Below are 15,604 nucleotides of genomic sequence, written 5' to 3' on the forward strand. Positions count from 1 at the left end.
CCACCACCGTGTGCGACACCCCGGGGGTGTTGTCCACGAAGTTGGTGATCAACCAGTTCAGGTTCTGTGCCGCCTGGCTCATCGAACTCAACTAACGCTCCTGCTGGTAAGTGGGGTCGATGTGGTAACTGCCGGTCGCCTGGCTGTTGTTGCCAGCCTGACGGCCCTGCTGGATACCGCGTCGGAGGTTGGTCAGACGGCCGCGGACGTCGTCCGGCGCCCGGGAGACCTGCGGACCCGCCTGCGCCTCGGACTGCTGCTGCGCGGTGCCGGCCACGAGGTTCGCCCGCGGGACCCGGCGGGGCAGCCCCGAGGTCGTGATTCCGCCGGCGGCGGGCTGGCGCACGCGCTCGGCCTGCCGCATCAGCTCGTCGTTCGGCGAGGACTTCCAGCTGACGGTCGGCATGGCGCCGGTCGCCGTCTGGGAGGACTCGGCCGCCTGCTCCTGGCCGCGCTGCGGCAGCTGCTGCTGCGGGGCAGGGGCCGACGGAGCGGACTGCTGCGGCTGCTGGGGTACGGCCGGGACCTGCGCGGGGGGCTGCTGCCCCTCCTCGCGGAACCAGTTCGACTCCAGCGTGTCGAAGATCGGGCTGCGGGCGTCGCCGGCGCTCTGGGCCGGGGGCAGTGCCTCCGGCCGGTGCGCCTGCGGCAGCCGCGGGGCCTCGGACCGCGCGGGCGGTACGGGTGCGTACTCGCCGCCCTGCGGGGCCTGCGGCTGCTGCGGGGCCTGCGGCTGGCGGGCGAACCCGCCGACACCGGGGCCGCCCGGCCGCTGGGGCTGGTAGCCCGGGCGCTCGAACTGGCCGGTGGAGGACGGGTCGATGGGGCCCCGTACGTCCGGACGCTCGAACTGCCCGGTGGTGCTGCCCATGCCGTCGCCCTGGGGCATCGGCGCGTTGAAGTCCGGGCGCGCGAACTCGGCCGTCGAGCCGGGGCCCGAGAGCTCGTCGTGGCCGCGGGCCTGGTCGGAACCCCAGCTGGTGGTCTGCGGGCCGGGCAGCTCCGGACGGGCGCCGGCGGCGCCGCCGCGCGGCGGCAGCTGCTGCCGCGGACCGCCCGGGGCCGCAGCCCCGGGACCGGACTGCTGCTGGGCCTGCTGCGGCTGGGCCTGCTGCTGGGGCTGCTGCGGACGCTCGAAGCCGCTGCCCTGCTGGAAGCCGGAGGCACCGGAGGACGCCGGACGGGCCTGGGGTCCGCCGCCGAAGCCGACGCTGGGCACCGGGCCGCGGGTCGGCAGCGGAGCGCCGGAGCCGAAGGCACCCTGGCCCTGGCCGGCGGTGGTCGGACCGCCCTGCTGGGGACGGGCACCGGGAGCACCGGGACCGCCCTGCGGACCGCCCTGCGGCCGTCCGCCCTGCGGACGCTGGCCGGCACCGTCACGGCCGGGGAGCGCGGCACGCTGACCGCCGCCGACCTGACCGCGCTGCGGGCTCTGGCCCACGGAGGGACGTGCGCCCGGACCGGGCACGGAGGCCTGGGCACCGGGGCCGCCCTGGGCGCCGCCCTGGCCCGGCGTCGGACCCGGCTTCTTGCCGCCCTGGGCGACGTCCACCGGGAGCATGACGAGGGCCGTCGTACCGCCCGAGTCGGAGGGGCGCAGCTGGATGCGGATGCCGTGTCGCAGGGACAGGCGGCCGACCACGAACAGACCCATGCGCCGGGAGACGGAGACGTCCACGGTGGGCGGCGACGCCAGGCGCTCGTTGATCGCGGCGAGGTCCTCCGGGGAGAGACCGATACCGGTGTCGTGGATCTCGACGAGCACGCGGCCGTCGGGCAGTGCGTGACCGGTGACCTTGACCTTGGTCTGCGGGGAGGAGAACGAGGTGGCGTTCTCCAGCAGCTCCGCGAGCACGTGCACGAGGTCGTTGACGACGCGGCCGGCGACGTCGGTGCCGGGCACCGAGGCCAGCTCGACGCGCTCGTACTGCTCCACCTCGGACGCGGCGGCGCGGAGCACGTCGACCAGCGGGACGGGGCGGGTCCACCGGCGGCCCGGCTCCTCGCCCGCGAGGACGAGGAGGTTTTCGCCGTTACGGCGCATGCGGGTCGCGAGGTGGTCGAGCTTGAAGAGGGAGGACAGCTGGTCCGGGTCGGCTTCGCGCGACTCCAGTTCGGAGATGAGCGAGAGCTGACGCTGGATGAGGCCCTGCGAGCGGCGCGAGAGGTTGGTGAACATCGCGTTGACGTTGCCCCGCAGGAGGGCCTGCTCGGCTGCGAGGCGGACGGCCTCACGGTGCACGTCGTCGAAGGCCGCGGCCACCTGGCCGATCTCGTCGCGGGTGTGCAGACCGACCGACTCCACGGACGTGTCCACGTCCTGCGGGTCGGACTCGGACAGCTGCTTGACGAGCTCGGGCAGACGGTCCTGGGCGACGCGCGTCGCGGTGTCCTGCAGGCGGCGCAGCGAGCGGATCATCGAGCGGGCCATGACGAATGCGCCGACGAGGGAGACACCGAGGACGAGGAGGATCAGGGCACCGTTGATGATGGCGTCCTGCTGGGCCTCGTTCTTCAGCTCACGGGCCTTCTGCTCCATCTCCTCAAGCAGGGTCAGCTCGATGACCTTCATCGCCTGGAGCTTGGTGCCGTCCGCGTCGTACCAGTCCAGCCAGGACCGGTTCTTCTCGCGGAGGAAGGCGTCCTGGCTGGCCAGCACGCGGCGTGCGTAGTGGTCGGCGCTGGAGATCTCGGAGTTGCTGTCGCCCAGACCCGCGAGGAGCTCCTCGGTGCGGCCCTGGTAGACGAGCTCGAAGGTGGTCTTCGACTGCTGCTCGCCCTTCTGCGCGGAGAGGGCGTAGAGGCGGTCGTTCTCCTCCAGCTTGCCCTGCTTCTCGTTGGTGTCGGGAAGCGAGGCGGCGATGATCGCGCGCTGGATGGAGGCGTATTCCTTGGCGGCGGAGAATGCGGCCAGGGCACGCGTACGCTTGATCATCTCCGGGTTGGAGGTGGCCTGCGCCATGTCCTGGGAGAGCGAGAGCAGCGAGACGATCATCGCGTTGTACTCGCTGACGGTCTGCTGTGCGCCGTTGACGTACGCCTTGTCGCGGACCGTCTGGATGTTCGCGATCTGACGGCCGATCTGCAGCACGTTGTTGCGGATCGACTTGAGGGTGTCGTCCTTCGCGCCGGTGCTGTCGACCTTGTCGGTCGCGGCGGTGAAGGCCAAGGCGGCGGTGTCGGTCTGCGCGCGGGCACCGTCGACGCTGCTGTTGGTCTTGCCCTTGGAGAGCGTGAGCGGACCCGCGGAGAGGTCGCGCTCCTCCTGGAGCATGGCGGCCAGGTTGGTGGCCTGCCGCGTCATCGTCGTCAGCAGCTGCATGTGCTCGAGCTGCGCGATGTCGTTGAGCGAGTCGTTGATACGGAAGCCACCGAGCGTGGTGGCGGCGACGACCGGCAGGGTCAGCAGCGACACGAGTCGCGTGCTGATGCGCCAGTTCTGCATGGCGAGGCGGGAGCCGGGCCCACTGGGGGCCTTCGGTATCGCCGCGTCCTGCTCAGCCGGCCCGGCCTTGTCCTTGGACTTGGCCTTCAGGCTCTTCACGCGGCCCTTCGCCTTCACCGCTGCGGAAGCGTCGGGGCTCACGCCTTCGACAGCCGGCCCGCGGTTCTGGGCGTGCTGGGGCGAGGAGCCACGGTCGGTCCCGCCGCGCGGCTCCTGCTCCGCCGCAGCGCTGCCATCCCTCTTGAATCGTCCCTGCACTAGCGTCGCAACCTCTGGACCAGGCGCCCCGCCGGATGAGCGGCGGAACGGTGTCGAGTCGTGGGGCACTTTCGGCCCCATGGTGGTCGTCGGTGACCGGCGCGTCTCCCTTTCTCTCCGCCGCTCGGCGCTGAGTCGCGCCACCTGCGCGCCGGACTGAGTCCCGCGGCGGTCCCGCGAATTCCAGCACAGTGGCGGATCTCCAACAAGGTGCGCGTGTCGGCCCGGAGAGTCGGTCACGGCTCGTGACAGATGCACTACACGATGTGCGACCGCATTCGGTTGAAATCGGACTTACGTCATCCAAACAGCGCGGTCGGCAGGGTGTCCCAGTCGAGATGATCAGGAGCGGAATGGCGCATTCAGTGGCGCAATGTCCGTTTCGGTCGGTGTGATCGACTGTCCATTATGGAAGTAATGTCCGGTCGCTGGTGAGCAAACTCACATAGCCGTGGCCATTACTTCCCGGTTCGCCAGGGGATTCGGATGTTTAGCCTTGCCCCTTGAAGGGTTGGGCCAGGGCTGGTGCCCGCGCCGGCCGACATCCGCAGAGCGAACCGAGGACCCCGAACTCCGATGAAGACGACGACGATGTTCCGCAACATAGCCAACCCCCGCCGCACCACCCTCGCGCACCTCAAGGACGCCGAGGAGCTGCAGGCGGCACCGGCCACCCCGGAACACGCCGTCGAGCTGCCGACGCAGACCGCCAACCCCCGGCGCACGGTCCTGATGGACGCGCCGGTCGCCGCCGCGCAGTAAGCCGCCCCGCACGGAACGTGAAGCGCCGCTGCCCGCCGCGTTAGCCTGGGGTCCGCAGACTCCAGCCAGCGGACATACAGAGGGGCAGACGCAACACGTGCGCATCGCCAGGTTCTCGATCGACGGCAATGTCGCGTTCGGCGCGGTCGAGGGCGACGCCGCCCCCGGCAACGAAGCGTCGCTCGTGCTCGACATCATCAAGGGCATCCCGTTCGCGGACTTCGAGCTCTCGGGCACGAAGGTCCCGCTGAGCAAGGTCCGCCTGCTGCCGCCCGTGCTCCCGAACAAGGTCGTGGCCATCGGCCGCAACTACGCGGAGCACGCGGCGGAGCTCGGCCACGCCATCTTCGACGATCAAGGCCGTCCCGACGCCCCCATCACCTTCTTCAAGCCGTCCACCTCCGTGGTCGGCCCGGGCGACCCGATCACCTACCCCTCCTTCTCCCAGGACCTCCATCACGAGGCAGAGCTCGCCGTGGTCATCGGCCGCATGTGCCGCGAGGTTCCCAGGGAGCGCGTCAAGGACGTCATCCTCGGCTACACCTGCGCCAACGACGTCACGGCGCGCGACGTGCAGCAGCGTGAGAAGCAGTGGGCCCGCGCCAAGGGCTTCGACAGCTCCTGCCCCCTCGGCCCCTGGATCGAGACCGACCTGGACCCGGGCGACCTGACCATCCAGTGCACCGTCAACGGCCAGCAGCGCCAGCTGGGCCGCACCAGTGACATGGTCCGCTCCATCGAGGACCTGGTCGTCCACATCACCGAGGCCATGACGCTGCTCCCCGGCGACGTCATCCTCACGGGGACCCCGGCCGGAGTCGGCCCCCTCAACGTCGGCGACGAGGTCGCCGTCACCATCGAAGGCATCGGCACTCTCACCAACAAGGTGATCAAGCGTGGTTAACGGACCTGTCCGCGTACGTTTCTGTCCCTCCCCGACCGGCAACCCCCACGTGGGTCTGGTCCGCACCGCCCTGTTCAACTGGGCGTTCGCGCGCCACCACGGCGGCACGTTCGTCTTCCGTATCGAGGACACCGACGCGGCCCGCGACTCCGAGGAGTCCTACGGCCAGCTGCTCGACTCGCTGCGGTGGCTCGGCTTCACCTGGGACGAGGGCCCCGAGGTCGGCGGTCCGCACGCGCCGTACCGTCAGTCCGAGCGCATGGACATCTACGCGGACGTCGCGAAGAAGCTGCTCGACGGCGGCTACGCGTACCACTGCTACTGCTCCACCGAGGAACTCGACGCCCGCCGCGCGGCCGCCCGCGCCGCCGGCAAGCCCTCCGGCTACGACGGTCACTGCCGCGAGCTCACCCCCGTGCAGATCGAGGCGTACCAGGGCGAGCACCGCCCCGCGATCGTCCGCTTCCGGATGCCCGACGAGCCCATCACCTTCACCGACCTGGTGCGCGGCGAGCTGACCTTCACCCCGGACAACGTGCCGGACTTCGGCATCGTGCGGGCCAACGGCGCTCCGCTCTACACCCTGGTCAACCCGGTGGACGACGCGCTGATGGAGATCACGCACGTCCTGCGCGGCGAGGACCTGCTCTCCTCCACCCCCCGCCAGATCGCCCTCTACAAGGCGCTGACCGAGCTGGGCGTCGCCAAGAGCACCCCCGCCTTCGGCCACCTGCCGTACGTGATGGGCGAAGGCAACAAGAAGCTCTCCAAGCGCGACCCCGAGGCCTCGCTCAACCTGTACCGCGAGCGCGGCTTCCTCCCCGAGGGCCTGCTGAACTACCTCTCGCTCCTCGGCTGGTCCTTCTCCAAGGACCAGGACGTCTTCTCCATCGAGCAGATGGTCGAGAAGTTCGACATCGACGGCGTGAACGCCAACCCGGCGCGCTTCGACCTGAAGAAGGCCGAGTCGATCAACGGCGACCACATCCGCCTGCTCGACCCGAAGGTGTTCGCGGACCGCTGCGCCCCGTGGCTGCAGGCCCCGCACGCCAACTGGGAGCCGGAGGACTTCGACGCCGAGGCCTGGGAGCGCATCGCGCCGTACGCCCAGACGCGCGTGGGCGTACTGTCGGAGATCACCGCCAACGTGGACTTCCTGTTCCGCAAGGAGCCCGTCGAGGACCAGGCCTCCTGGGACAAGGCGATGAAGGGCGAGCCGGCGGCCCTGCTGACCACCGCCCGCGAGAAGCTGGCCGACGCCGACTGGTCGGACCCCGAGTCCCTCAAGCAGGCCGTCCTGACCGCCGGCGAGGCGCACGGCCTCAAGCTCGGCAAGGCCCAGGCGCCGGTCCGCGTGGCCGTCACCGGCCGCACGGTCGGCCTGCCGCTCTTCGAGTCCCTGGAGATCCTGGGCAAGGAGCGCTCGCTGTCCCGCATCGACGCGGCCCTGGCCAAGCTGGCCGGCTGACCCGCGGCAGCACCGTCACGTCCCGCAGGGGGCGGCGCCCGAACCCGGGCCGCCGCCCCCTGCGGCGTTCCCGCCGGCGGGAACGCCGCGACGTACGCCCGTGTCGCCGTCTTCCGTGGCGGACTTCCCTGTCGTGCCCACCCCGGAGGTGCCCGCGGCGTAGGCTCGGGCACATGCCGATCCGCGCCGTGCTGTGGGACATCGACGACACCCTCTTCGACTACACGGGGGCCGACGCGGCCGGGCTCGCGGCGCAGCTGGAGGCCGTCCGGCTCGCGGAGCGGTACGGGACCCCCGGGCAGGCGCTCGCGCGCTGGAGGGAGATCACCGACCGGCACTGGGCGCGCTTCGCCGCCGGGGTGGGCACCTTCCAGGGGCAGCGCCAGGAGCGGGTGCGGGAGTTCCTCGACGAGCCCGGCATGACCGCCGCCGAGGCCGACGCCTGGTTCGACCAGTACGTGGAGCACTACAAGGCCGCCTGGACCCTCTTCCCCGACGTCGTGCCGGCCCTCGACGCCCTCGCCGCCGACTACCGCCACGGCGTGCTCTCCAACTCCTCCACGGCCAACCAGGACCCCAAGCTGCGCCGGCTCGGGCTGCGCGAGCGCTTCGAGGTGCTGGTCTGCGCCGTCGAGCTCGGCGTCAGCAAGCCCGAGGCGGAGGCCTTCCTCGCCGCGTGCGAGGCGCTCGGGCTGCCGCCGCAGGACGTGGCGTACGTGGGGGACCAGCCCGAGATCGACGCGCGTGGGGCCCGCGACGCCGGGCTGCTGGCCGTCTGGATCGACCGGGACGGCCGCAGAGGCCCCGGCCCCGAGGGGGCGCACCGGATCGAAGGCCTTGACCGGCTGCCTGAGCTGCTGGCACGGGATACCCGTTTTGGAGCACGGTCAGGCATCCGGTAATGTTCTTTCTGCGCCGCCGGAGCGGGCCGAAAGGCCGGACGGAGGCGCCACTCGAAAGAAAATCCCCCCAAGGGGTTGACTTTCGGTGGGGTATAGTGTAATTGGCAACACGAGGGTTTCTGGTTCCCTTATTCTAGGTTCGAGTCCTGGTACCCCAGCGCAGTGCAGCAGTAACGCAGTGCTTAGCCCCCGTTGTGTAGCGGCCTAGCACGCCGCCCTCTCAAGGCGGTAGCGCCGGTTCGAATCCGGTCGGGGGTACAGATCCTTCCCGCAAGATCTCCTATGGGTAGCTCCCGGACGTCTTGATGCAGGATCGCTAGGGCCCCCGTTGTGTAGCGGCCTAGCACGCCGCCCTCTCAAGGCGGTAGCGCCGGTTCGAATCCGGTCGGGGGTACTGGTCTGGTATAGACCACATTGGGCTATGGTGTAATTGGCAACACGAAGGTTTCTGGTTCCTTTGTTCTAGGTTCGAGTCCTGGTAGCCCAGCGCAGTACAAGCAAGCCCCCGTTGTGTAGCGGCCTAGCACGCCGCCCTCTCAAGGCGGTAGCGCCGGTTCGAATCCGGTCGGGGGTACGCACAGAAGAGGCCCTCCGCGTTCATCGCGGAGGGCCTCTTCGCCGTTGCCCCGCCCCTGCCGACGCAGGCACCCGCGGACAACGATGACGCAGGCACAAGTGCGGGCCCGGAGGCGCGTGTTCGGACGTGTGCGGCGTCGAACGCGCCCCCGGGCCCGGGGGTGAACAGGTGGGATCGGGGCGTCAGCCGGAGCGGCGCAGCGCCTCCGTGAGGCGGGCGGCCGCGTCGATGACGGCCTGGGCGTGCATCCGGCCCGGGTGGCGGGTCAGGCGCTCGATCGGCCCGGAGACCGATACGGAGGCCACCACCCGGTTCGACGGCCCGCGCACCGGCGCCGAGACGGACGCCACGCCGGGCTCCCGCTCGCCGATCGACTGAGCCCAGCCGCGCCGCCGTACGCCCGAGAGCGCCGTCGCCGTGAAACGCGCGCCCTGCAGGCCCCGGTGGAGCCGCTCGGGCTCCTCCCAGGCCATCAGGATCTGCGCGGCCGAGCCGGCCTTCATCGGCAGGGTCGAGCCCACCGGGACGGTGTCCCGCAGGCCCGACAGCCGTTCCGCCGCCGCCACACAGATGCGCATGTCTCCCTGACGCCGGTAGAGCTGCGCGCTCTCACCCGTCACGTCACGGAGGTGGGTGAGTACCGGTCCCGCCGTGGCCAGCAGGCGGTCCTCGCCGGCCGCGGCGGCGAGCTCCGCCAGCCGCGGTCCGAGGATGAACCGGCCCTGCATGTCCCTCGCCACCATCCGGTGGTGTTCCAGTGCCACGGCAAGGCGATGTGCCGTGGGTCGTGCGAGCCCTGTCGCCGCGACCAGCCCGGCGAGGGTGGCCGGACCGGACTCCAGTGCGCTCAATACCAGAGCTGCCTTGTCGAGAACGCCGACGCCGCTAGAGTTGTCCATGAAACGATATTCGCGTCTCACACTGTGAAACGCAAGTTCAATTTTTCCAAGAACCAGCGAGTCTGTATGTGCGGGTCCACGAACCACTGGGTCCGAGCCGTCGTCCGGGACGTGGGGTACGGGCGTCTGGCGCACGAATCTCTATGAAGCGCCGGCACAACCCGCCGGCCGGAGGGAAAGCGATGGGTAGGACACTCGCGGAGAAGGTCTGGGACGACCATGTCGTCCGGCGCGCCGAAGGCGAGCCCGACCTCCTCTTCATCGATCTGCACCTGCTGCACGAGGTGACCAGCCCGCAGGCCTTCGACGGCCTGCGCCAGGCCGGCCGCAAGGTCCGACGCCTTGACCTCACCATCGCGACCGAGGACCACAACACCCCCACCCTCGACATCGACAAGCCGATCGCGGACCCGGTCTCCCGGGCCCAGCTGGAGACGCTGCGCGCGAACTGCGCCGAGTTCGGTGTCCGCCTGCACTCGCTGGGCGACGTGGAGCAGGGTGTGGTCCACGTCGTGGGACCGCAGCTGGGACTGACCCAGCCCGGCACCACCGTGGTCTGCGGTGACTCGCACACCTCGACGCACGGCGCCTTCGGCGCGCTGGCCTTCGGCATCGGCACGAGCCAGGTCGAGCACGTACTGGCCACCCAGACGCTGCCGCTGGCCCGCCCGAAGACGATGGCGATCACCGTCACCGGCGCGCTGGCCGAAGGCGTCACCGCCAAGGACCTGATCCTGGCGATCATCGCCAAGATCGGCACCGGCGGCGGCCAGGGCTACATCCTGGAGTACCGCGGCGAGGCCATCGAGCGGCTCTCGATGGAAGCCCGCATGACCATCTGCAACATGTCGATCGAGGCCGGCGCCCGCGCGGGCATGATCGCCCCCGACCAGACCACCTTCGACTACCTGCAGGGCCGCGACCACGCCCCCGTGGGCGAGGACTGGGATGCGGCCGTCGCGTACTGGAAGACCCTGCGCACCGACGAGGACGCGGTCTTCGACGCGGAGGTCGTCATCGACGGCGCCGCGCTCTCCCCCTTCGTCACCTGGGGCACCAACCCGGGCCAGGGCGCGCCGCTGTCGGCCGAGGTCCCCGACCCGGCTTCGTACGAGGACGCTTCGGAGCGCCTCGCGGCCGAAAAGGCCCTGGAGTACATGGGGTTGACCGCCGGGCAGCCGCTGCGGGACATCAAGGTCGACACCGTCTTCGTAGGTTCCTGCACCAACGGCCGCATCGAGGACCTGCGCGCCGTCGCCGGGATCATCGAGGGCCGCAAAGTCGCCGACGGTGTACGGATGCTGGTCGTACCGGGCTCGGTCCGCGTCGCCCTCCAGGCCGTGGAAGAGGGCCTGGACAAGGTCTTCAAGGAGGCCGGCGCCGAGTGGCGGCACGCGGGCTGTTCGATGTGCCTGGGCATGAACCCGGACCAACTGGCGCCCGGTGAACGCTCCGCGTCCACCTCCAACCGCAACTTCGAGGGCCGGCAGGGCAAGGGCGGGCGTACGCACCTGGTCTCCCCGCAGGTGGCCGCCGCCACCGCCGTGCTGGGCCATCTGGCCTCGCCCGCCGACCTGTCCGCCGCCGACGCGACCGCCGGAGTCTGAACCATGGAAGCCTTCACCGTCCACACCGGCCGGGCCGTCCCGCTGCGCCGCAGCAACGTCGACACCGACCAGATCATCCCGGCCCACTGGCTCAAGAAGATCACCCGCGACGGCTTCGAGGACGGGCTCTTCGAGGCCTGGCGCAAGGACCCGGAGTTCGTCACGAACCGCCCGGAGCGCGCCGGAGCGACCGTGCTCGTCGCAGGCCCCGACTTCGGTACCGGCTCCTCGCGCGAGCACGCCGTCTGGGCCCTGCAGAACTTCGGCTTCAAGACGGTCATCTCCTCCCGCTTCGCCGACATCTTCCGCGGGAACTCGCTGAAGAACGGCCTGCTGACCGTCGTGCTCCCGCAGGAGACGGTCGACCGGCTGTGGGCGCTGACGGAGGCCGACCCCACCGCCGAGATCACGGTCGACCTGGTCGACCGCCAGGTACGCGCGGAAGGCATCGTGGCCGAGTTCGAACTTGACGACAACGCCCGCTGGCGTCTGCTGGAAGGCCTGGACGACATCTCGCTCACCCTTCAGAACGAAGCGGACATCGCCACCTACGAAAGCGGCCGGCCGGCCTTCAAGCCGCGCACCATTCAGGCCTGATTCCTGCCTGATCAGCGGTTATTCACCCCCGGGTGATCACAACGACAACACTGTGCCCCCCGCCCTCCGGCGGGGGGCACAGCCGTTTGTTGAGGCCCCGTGAGGCGACAACTCGCCCCAGATGGCACAATCTGTGCATGGAACGCGACAGTCAACTCGAGCTCTACGAACTCGTCGCGGACCGGCTGAAAGAAGCACACACACGGGTGCGCTCACTGCAAGTCCCGGAGGGCGTAAGGATGGCGCTGTCCCGGAAGCTGTTGGTCGTCACGGCCGCGGCGAAGCATGATCTCGCCGATGCGGCAAGGCGCCTGGACAGGTTGATGAAGGACCTCGACGAGGGTCGATTCCCTGAAGGCGACTGATGCGAAGGAACTCCGTAACCGCCTCCGGCGTTGCGGCACTAGGGTGATTAGCCCGTTTCGTGTTTGATTTGCGGTATATATCCGCCTAACGTGCGAAATAAGCTTGAACACATTCGTTCTGGCGAAGTCTCCGAAGGGGAAGACGTGAACAAGGCGCAGCTCGTAGAAGCGATTGCCGACAAGCTGGGCGGCCGCCAGCAGGCCGCGGACGCTGTCGACGCGGTACTGGACGCCATCGTCCGCGCTACCGTCGCGGGCGACCGGGTCTCGGTCACGGGCTTCGGCTCGTTCGAGAAGGTCGACCGTCCGGCCCGTTACGCCCGCAACCCGCAGACGGGTGAGCGCGTCCGGGTCAAGAAGACCTCGGTGCCCCGATTCCGTGCCGGCCAGGGCTTCAAGGACCTGGTCAGCGGCACCAAGAAGCTGCCCAAGGGCGGCGAGGTGTCGGTGAAGAAGGCGCCGAAGGGCAGCCTCACCGGCGGTGCCTCCGCGACGGTCAAGAAGGCCGCGGCGAAGAAGGCCACCACCGCGAAGAAGGCCGCGGCGAAGACCACGGTCGCAAAGAAGGCCGCCGTGAAGACCACCGCGACCGCCAAGAAGGCGGCCGTGAAGAGCACCACCACGGCGAAGAAGACCACCGCGGCCGCCAAGAAGGCCACCACCGCCAAGAAGACCACGGCGGCGGCGAAGAAGACCACCGCCGCCGCGAAGAAGACCGCCCCGGCGGCCAAGAAGGTCACCGCAGCGACGAAGGCGCCGGCCAAGAAGACGGCGACCCGCAAGGCCACCGCGAAGAAGACCACCGCCCGCAAGAAGTAAGGGCACGAGTCACACACGCCGGGCCGGCTTCCCCCGCGGGGGAAGCCGGCCCGCGGTGCGTTCCGGGGACCACCGGCCGCCCCGTGGGCGTTCCGGCGGACCGGTTCAGAAGGTCTGCAGCGTGATCAGGGTGATCCGCAGGTCCGCGCCCTTGCCGTCCGTCTCGATCCGGACCCGCTGCCCGGGCCGCAGCAGCCGCAGGCCGCCCGCGTCGAACGCCCGGGCCTCGAAGGACACCGGGGTGCCGTCGTCCAGCAGCACACTGCCGCTGCGGGTCTGGGAGTCGTACGTGTACGCGGTCGCCTGCATACCCGCACTGTATCGGGCCGTGTGACGCCCCACACCGAGGGCGAGCGCCGTGCGCAGGTCCGCCGCCGTGTCCACGTCGCGGCGCACGCTGTCCACGTCCGCCAGTGCGATTTCCACCGCCCCCGAGGCGGAATGCCTGGCCCGCGACGCACCCCCGAAGGAAGGGGCCAATTCCATGCCGGACGCGGCGGAAAGCAAGGTCGTACCGATTCCGGTCGCATCCGCCAGAAATGCCCGCGGAAATACCGATGCGTTTTCGAGCACGCGTAGCAATTCGGAGGGCCGTAGCGCTGGCAGGTCCGCGTTCATCGCCGCGACCGGGGCGGCGGGCCGCGCCTCGCGGGCCGCCCGCGCGCCGTGCGCCAGCGCCGCGTTGAGCCCGGCCGCCGGGACGTCCGGGACGATCCGCGCACCCAGCCCGGCCAGTTCCGCGCCGGCCGCGGCGTCGTCCGTGACGACCACCACATCCGAGACCGCGGTGCAGGCCAGCGCCCCCGCGACGGTGTCCAGGGCGAACGCCAGGGCCAGCCCCGGACGCGAGGCCCCCACGGCCGCCGCGAGCCGGCTCTTGGCCACCGACAGGGGCTTCAGCGGGACCACCAGACTCCAGACGGCGTTCGTGACGGACTCCTTCCCTCCGGTACGCTCCGGCCCCTCCCCGGGCCAAGGCCGGGTCATGGCCCGGTCATGTGTCGGCCCATTGTCGCCCCCGCCTGGCAGCCCGGGGGTCTGCCGGGGTGAGCGGGGCGTACGGTGTTCTCGACAGAGACCGGGCCCGGGGTGACACTTGTCCGGCCGACGACGAGGTGCCCCAGCCGCGACCGGTCCTAGAGGAAGGTGTCCGAGTGTCCCGCCGCAGAATCGGCTTCTGGTACCGCCTGGCGGCGGTCATCGCAAAACCGCCGCTGGTAGTGCTCTTCAAGCGGGACTGGCGGGGGGNCCACCAAAAACCCGCCGCTGGTAGTGCTCTTCAAGCGGGACTGGCGGGGAATGGAGCACATTCCGGCCGAGGGCGGTTTTATCACCGCCGTCAATCACAACTCGTATCTGGACCCGCTCTCCTACGCGCACTTCCAGTACAACACCGGCCGGGTGCCCCGATTGCTCGCCAAGGCCGCCCTCTTCAAGGTCCCCTTTGTCGGGTCGATCCTCCGCGGCAGCGGGCAGATCCCCGTCTACCGGGAGAGCACCAACGCCCTGGACGCATTCCGCGCCGCCGTCGACGCCATCGAGCGCGGCGAATGCGTCGCCTTTTACCCCGAGGGCACCCTGACCCGGGATCCCGACATGTGGCCGATGGCCGGCAAGACCGGCGTCGCCCGCGTCGCGCTGATCACCAGGGCGCCCGTCATTCCGGTGGCCCAGTGGGGTGCGAACCTCGCCATGCCGCCGTACGCCAAGGAGAACAAGGTCCGGCTCCTCCCGCGCAAGACCCTCCAGGTGCTCGCCGGACCGCCCGTGGACCTCTCGGCCTACTACGACCGGGAACCCACCCCGGACGTCCTCAAGGAGGCCACCGAGACCATCATGGCGGCCGTCACCCGCCTCCTGGAGGAGGTACGGGGAGAGACCGCGCCCGAGCAGCCGTACGACCATCGCAACGCCAGGGCGGAACAGCGGCGCAAGGCCGCAGGGGAGGGGAAGAAGTGACACGTCCCATGAAGGCGACCGTCTTCGGAACAGGCTCCTGGGGCACGGCCTTCGCCATCGTGCTCGCCGACGCCGGCTGCGAGGTCACCCTGTGGGGCCGCCGCAGGGAGGTCGTCGACGCCATCAACACCGGCCGGACGAACCCGGACTACTTCCCCGACGTCGAACTCCCGGCGAACATCCGGGCCACCGGCGACCCGGCCGAGGCCGCCGCGGGCGCCGACTTCACCGTCCTGGCCGTCCCCTCGCAGACCCTGCGCGACAACCTCGCCGCCTGGGCCCCGCTGCTGGCCCCCGACACGGTGCTCGTCTCCCTGATGAAGGGCATCGAACTCGGCACCGCCAAGCGGATGAGCGAGGTCATCGAAGAGGTCGCCAAGGTCCCCGCCGAGCGCATCGCGGTCGTCACCGGCCCCAACCTGGCCGCCGAGATCGCCGCGCGCCAGCCCGCGGCCTCCGTCGTCGCCTGCGTGGACGAGGCCGTGGCCCAGCGCCTCCAGGCCGCCTGCCACACCCCGTACTTCCGCCCGTACACCAGCACCGACGTCATCGGCTGCGAGCTCGGCGGCGCCGTCAAGAACGTCATCGGCCTCGCCGTCGGCATCGCGGACGGCATGGGCCTCGGCGACAACACCAAGGGCTCGCTCATCACCCGCGGACTCGCCGAGGCGACCCGCCTGGGCGTGGCCATGGGCGCCGACCCGCTCACCTTCTCCGGCCTCGCGGGCCTCGGCGACCTGGTCGCCACCTGCTCCTCGCCGCTCTCCCGGAACCACACCTTCGGCACCAACCTCGGCCGCGGCATGACGCTGGAGGAGACCATCGCGGTCACCAAGCAGACCGCCGAAGGAGTCAAGTCCTGCCAGTCGGTGGCCGATCTGGCCGGCCGGCACGGGGTGGACATGCCGATCACCGAGACGGTGGTGGACATCGTCCACCACGGCAAGCCGACCCTCGTGGCCCTGAAGGAACTGATGGGCCGCAGCGCCAAACCGGAACGTCGCTGACTCCTTACCGGACGCACGAGCGGGTACGCTCATGC

Annotated in this window: 11 protein-coding genes, 5 tRNA genes and 4 pseudogenes; 16 read left to right on the forward strand and 4 right to left on the reverse strand. The window is 70.3% G+C overall.

What is annotated here, in order from left to right:
* Together AAT21_RS38755 and AAT21_RS09790 are read right to left on the reverse strand one after the other, a co-directional pair.
* Positions 1 to 91: pseudogene (locus AAT21_RS38755) on the reverse strand (roadblock/LC7 domain-containing protein); the annotation flags it as partial.
* Complete coding sequence (locus AAT21_RS09790; protein WP_046776287.1) at positions 92 to 3,703, reverse strand: sensor histidine kinase; 3,612 nt, start codon at positions 3,701 to 3,703, stop codon at positions 92 to 94.
* A 576-nt stretch (positions 3,704 to 4,279) separates the two neighbouring features.
* Here AAT21_RS09790 and AAT21_RS09795 point away from each other — a divergent pair.
* The 9 genes from AAT21_RS09795 (at position 4,280) to AAT21_RS09835 (ending at position 8,313) form a co-directional block, all read left to right on the forward strand.
* A complete protein-coding gene (locus tag AAT21_RS09795; RefSeq protein ID WP_046776288.1) occupies positions 4,280 to 4,465 on the forward strand; it encodes a hypothetical protein in 186 nt (61 codons plus the stop codon).
* 97 nt (positions 4,466 to 4,562) lie between these two features.
* On the forward strand, positions 4,563 to 5,369 hold the full coding sequence (locus tag AAT21_RS09800; RefSeq protein WP_046776289.1) for a fumarylacetoacetate hydrolase family protein: 807 nt from the start codon (positions 4,563 to 4,565) through the stop codon (positions 5,367 to 5,369).
* Positions 5,362 to 6,837 carry a glutamate--tRNA ligase gene (gltX, locus tag AAT21_RS09805; RefSeq protein WP_079025540.1) on the forward strand — a complete coding sequence of 492 codons (1,476 nt, stop codon included), beginning with the start codon at positions 5,362 to 5,364 and terminating at the stop codon, positions 6,835 to 6,837. The genes AAT21_RS09800 and gltX overlap by 8 nt, the downstream gene beginning before the upstream one ends.
* A 173-nt stretch (positions 6,838 to 7,010) precedes the next feature.
* A complete protein-coding gene (locus AAT21_RS09810; protein WP_046776291.1) occupies positions 7,011 to 7,739 on the forward strand; it encodes an HAD family hydrolase in 729 nt (242 codons plus the stop codon).
* 86 nt (positions 7,740 to 7,825) lie between these two features.
* Positions 7,826 to 7,897: transfer RNA gene (locus AAT21_RS09815), tRNA-Gln, on the forward strand.
* Between the two features lie 27 nt (positions 7,898 to 7,924).
* Positions 7,925 to 7,997: transfer RNA gene (locus tag AAT21_RS09820), tRNA-Glu, on the forward strand.
* A gap of 63 nt (positions 7,998 to 8,060) precedes the next feature.
* Positions 8,061 to 8,133: transfer RNA gene (locus AAT21_RS09825), tRNA-Glu, on the forward strand.
* A gap of 21 nt (positions 8,134 to 8,154) precedes the next feature.
* Positions 8,155 to 8,226: transfer RNA gene (locus AAT21_RS09830), tRNA-Gln, on the forward strand.
* A gap of 14 nt (positions 8,227 to 8,240) precedes the next feature.
* Positions 8,241 to 8,313, forward strand: a tRNA-Glu gene (locus AAT21_RS09835).
* A gap of 185 nt (positions 8,314 to 8,498) precedes the next feature.
* Here AAT21_RS09835 and ndgR read toward each other — a convergent pair.
* Positions 8,499 to 9,215 (reverse strand): IclR family transcriptional regulator NdgR, encoded by a 717-nt coding sequence (gene ndgR, locus AAT21_RS09840; protein WP_007266782.1) that lies wholly within the window; start codon positions 9,213 to 9,215, stop codon positions 8,499 to 8,501.
* 182 nt (positions 9,216 to 9,397) lie between these two features.
* Here ndgR and leuC point away from each other — a divergent pair, with 182 nt between their 5' ends.
* The 4 genes from leuC (at position 9,398) to AAT21_RS09860 (ending at position 12,603) form a co-directional block, all read left to right on the forward strand.
* Complete coding sequence (gene leuC, locus AAT21_RS09845) at positions 9,398 to 10,822, forward strand: 3-isopropylmalate dehydratase large subunit (protein WP_046776292.1); 1,425 nt, start codon at positions 9,398 to 9,400, stop codon at positions 10,820 to 10,822.
* A gap of 3 nt (positions 10,823 to 10,825) precedes the next feature.
* Entirely contained in the window at positions 10,826 to 11,419 is a 594-nt protein-coding gene (gene leuD / locus AAT21_RS09850; protein ID WP_046776293.1) for a 3-isopropylmalate dehydratase small subunit, read from the forward strand.
* A gap of 137 nt (positions 11,420 to 11,556) precedes the next feature.
* On the forward strand, positions 11,557 to 11,784 hold the full coding sequence (locus AAT21_RS09855) for an SCO5555 family protein (RefSeq protein WP_030009267.1): 228 nt from the start codon (positions 11,557 to 11,559) through the stop codon (positions 11,782 to 11,784).
* A gap of 144 nt (positions 11,785 to 11,928) precedes the next feature.
* Complete coding sequence (locus AAT21_RS09860) at positions 11,929 to 12,603, forward strand: HU family DNA-binding protein (protein ID WP_046776294.1); 675 nt, start codon at positions 11,929 to 11,931, stop codon at positions 12,601 to 12,603.
* 306 nt (positions 12,604 to 12,909) lie between these two features.
* Here AAT21_RS09860 and cofC read toward each other — a convergent pair.
* Positions 12,910 to 13,590 (reverse strand): annotated as a pseudogene (cofC, locus tag AAT21_RS09865) (2-phospho-L-lactate guanylyltransferase); the annotation flags it as partial.
* A 167-nt stretch (positions 13,591 to 13,757) separates the two neighbouring features.
* Here cofC and AAT21_RS38760 point away from each other — a divergent pair.
* The 3 genes and pseudogenes from AAT21_RS38760 to AAT21_RS09875 all read left to right on the forward strand — a co-directional run.
* A pseudogene (locus tag AAT21_RS38760) lies at positions 13,758 to 13,851 on the forward strand (1-acyl-sn-glycerol-3-phosphate acyltransferase); the annotation flags it as partial.
* Position 13,852: 1 nt separating this feature from the next.
* A pseudogene (locus AAT21_RS09870) lies at positions 13,853 to 14,562 on the forward strand (lysophospholipid acyltransferase family protein); the annotation flags it as partial.
* Positions 14,559 to 15,569 (forward strand): NAD(P)H-dependent glycerol-3-phosphate dehydrogenase, encoded by a 1,011-nt coding sequence (locus AAT21_RS09875; protein WP_046776296.1) that lies wholly within the window; start codon positions 14,559 to 14,561, stop codon positions 15,567 to 15,569. The pseudogene AAT21_RS09870 and the gene AAT21_RS09875, both read left to right, overlap by 4 nt.
* Positions 15,570 to 15,604: the final 35 nt, after the last annotated feature.

The organism is Streptomyces yangpuensis (assembly GCF_001005295.1).
Taxonomy (GTDB): Bacteria; Actinomycetota; Actinomycetes; order Streptomycetales; family Streptomycetaceae; genus Streptomyces; species Streptomyces yangpuensis.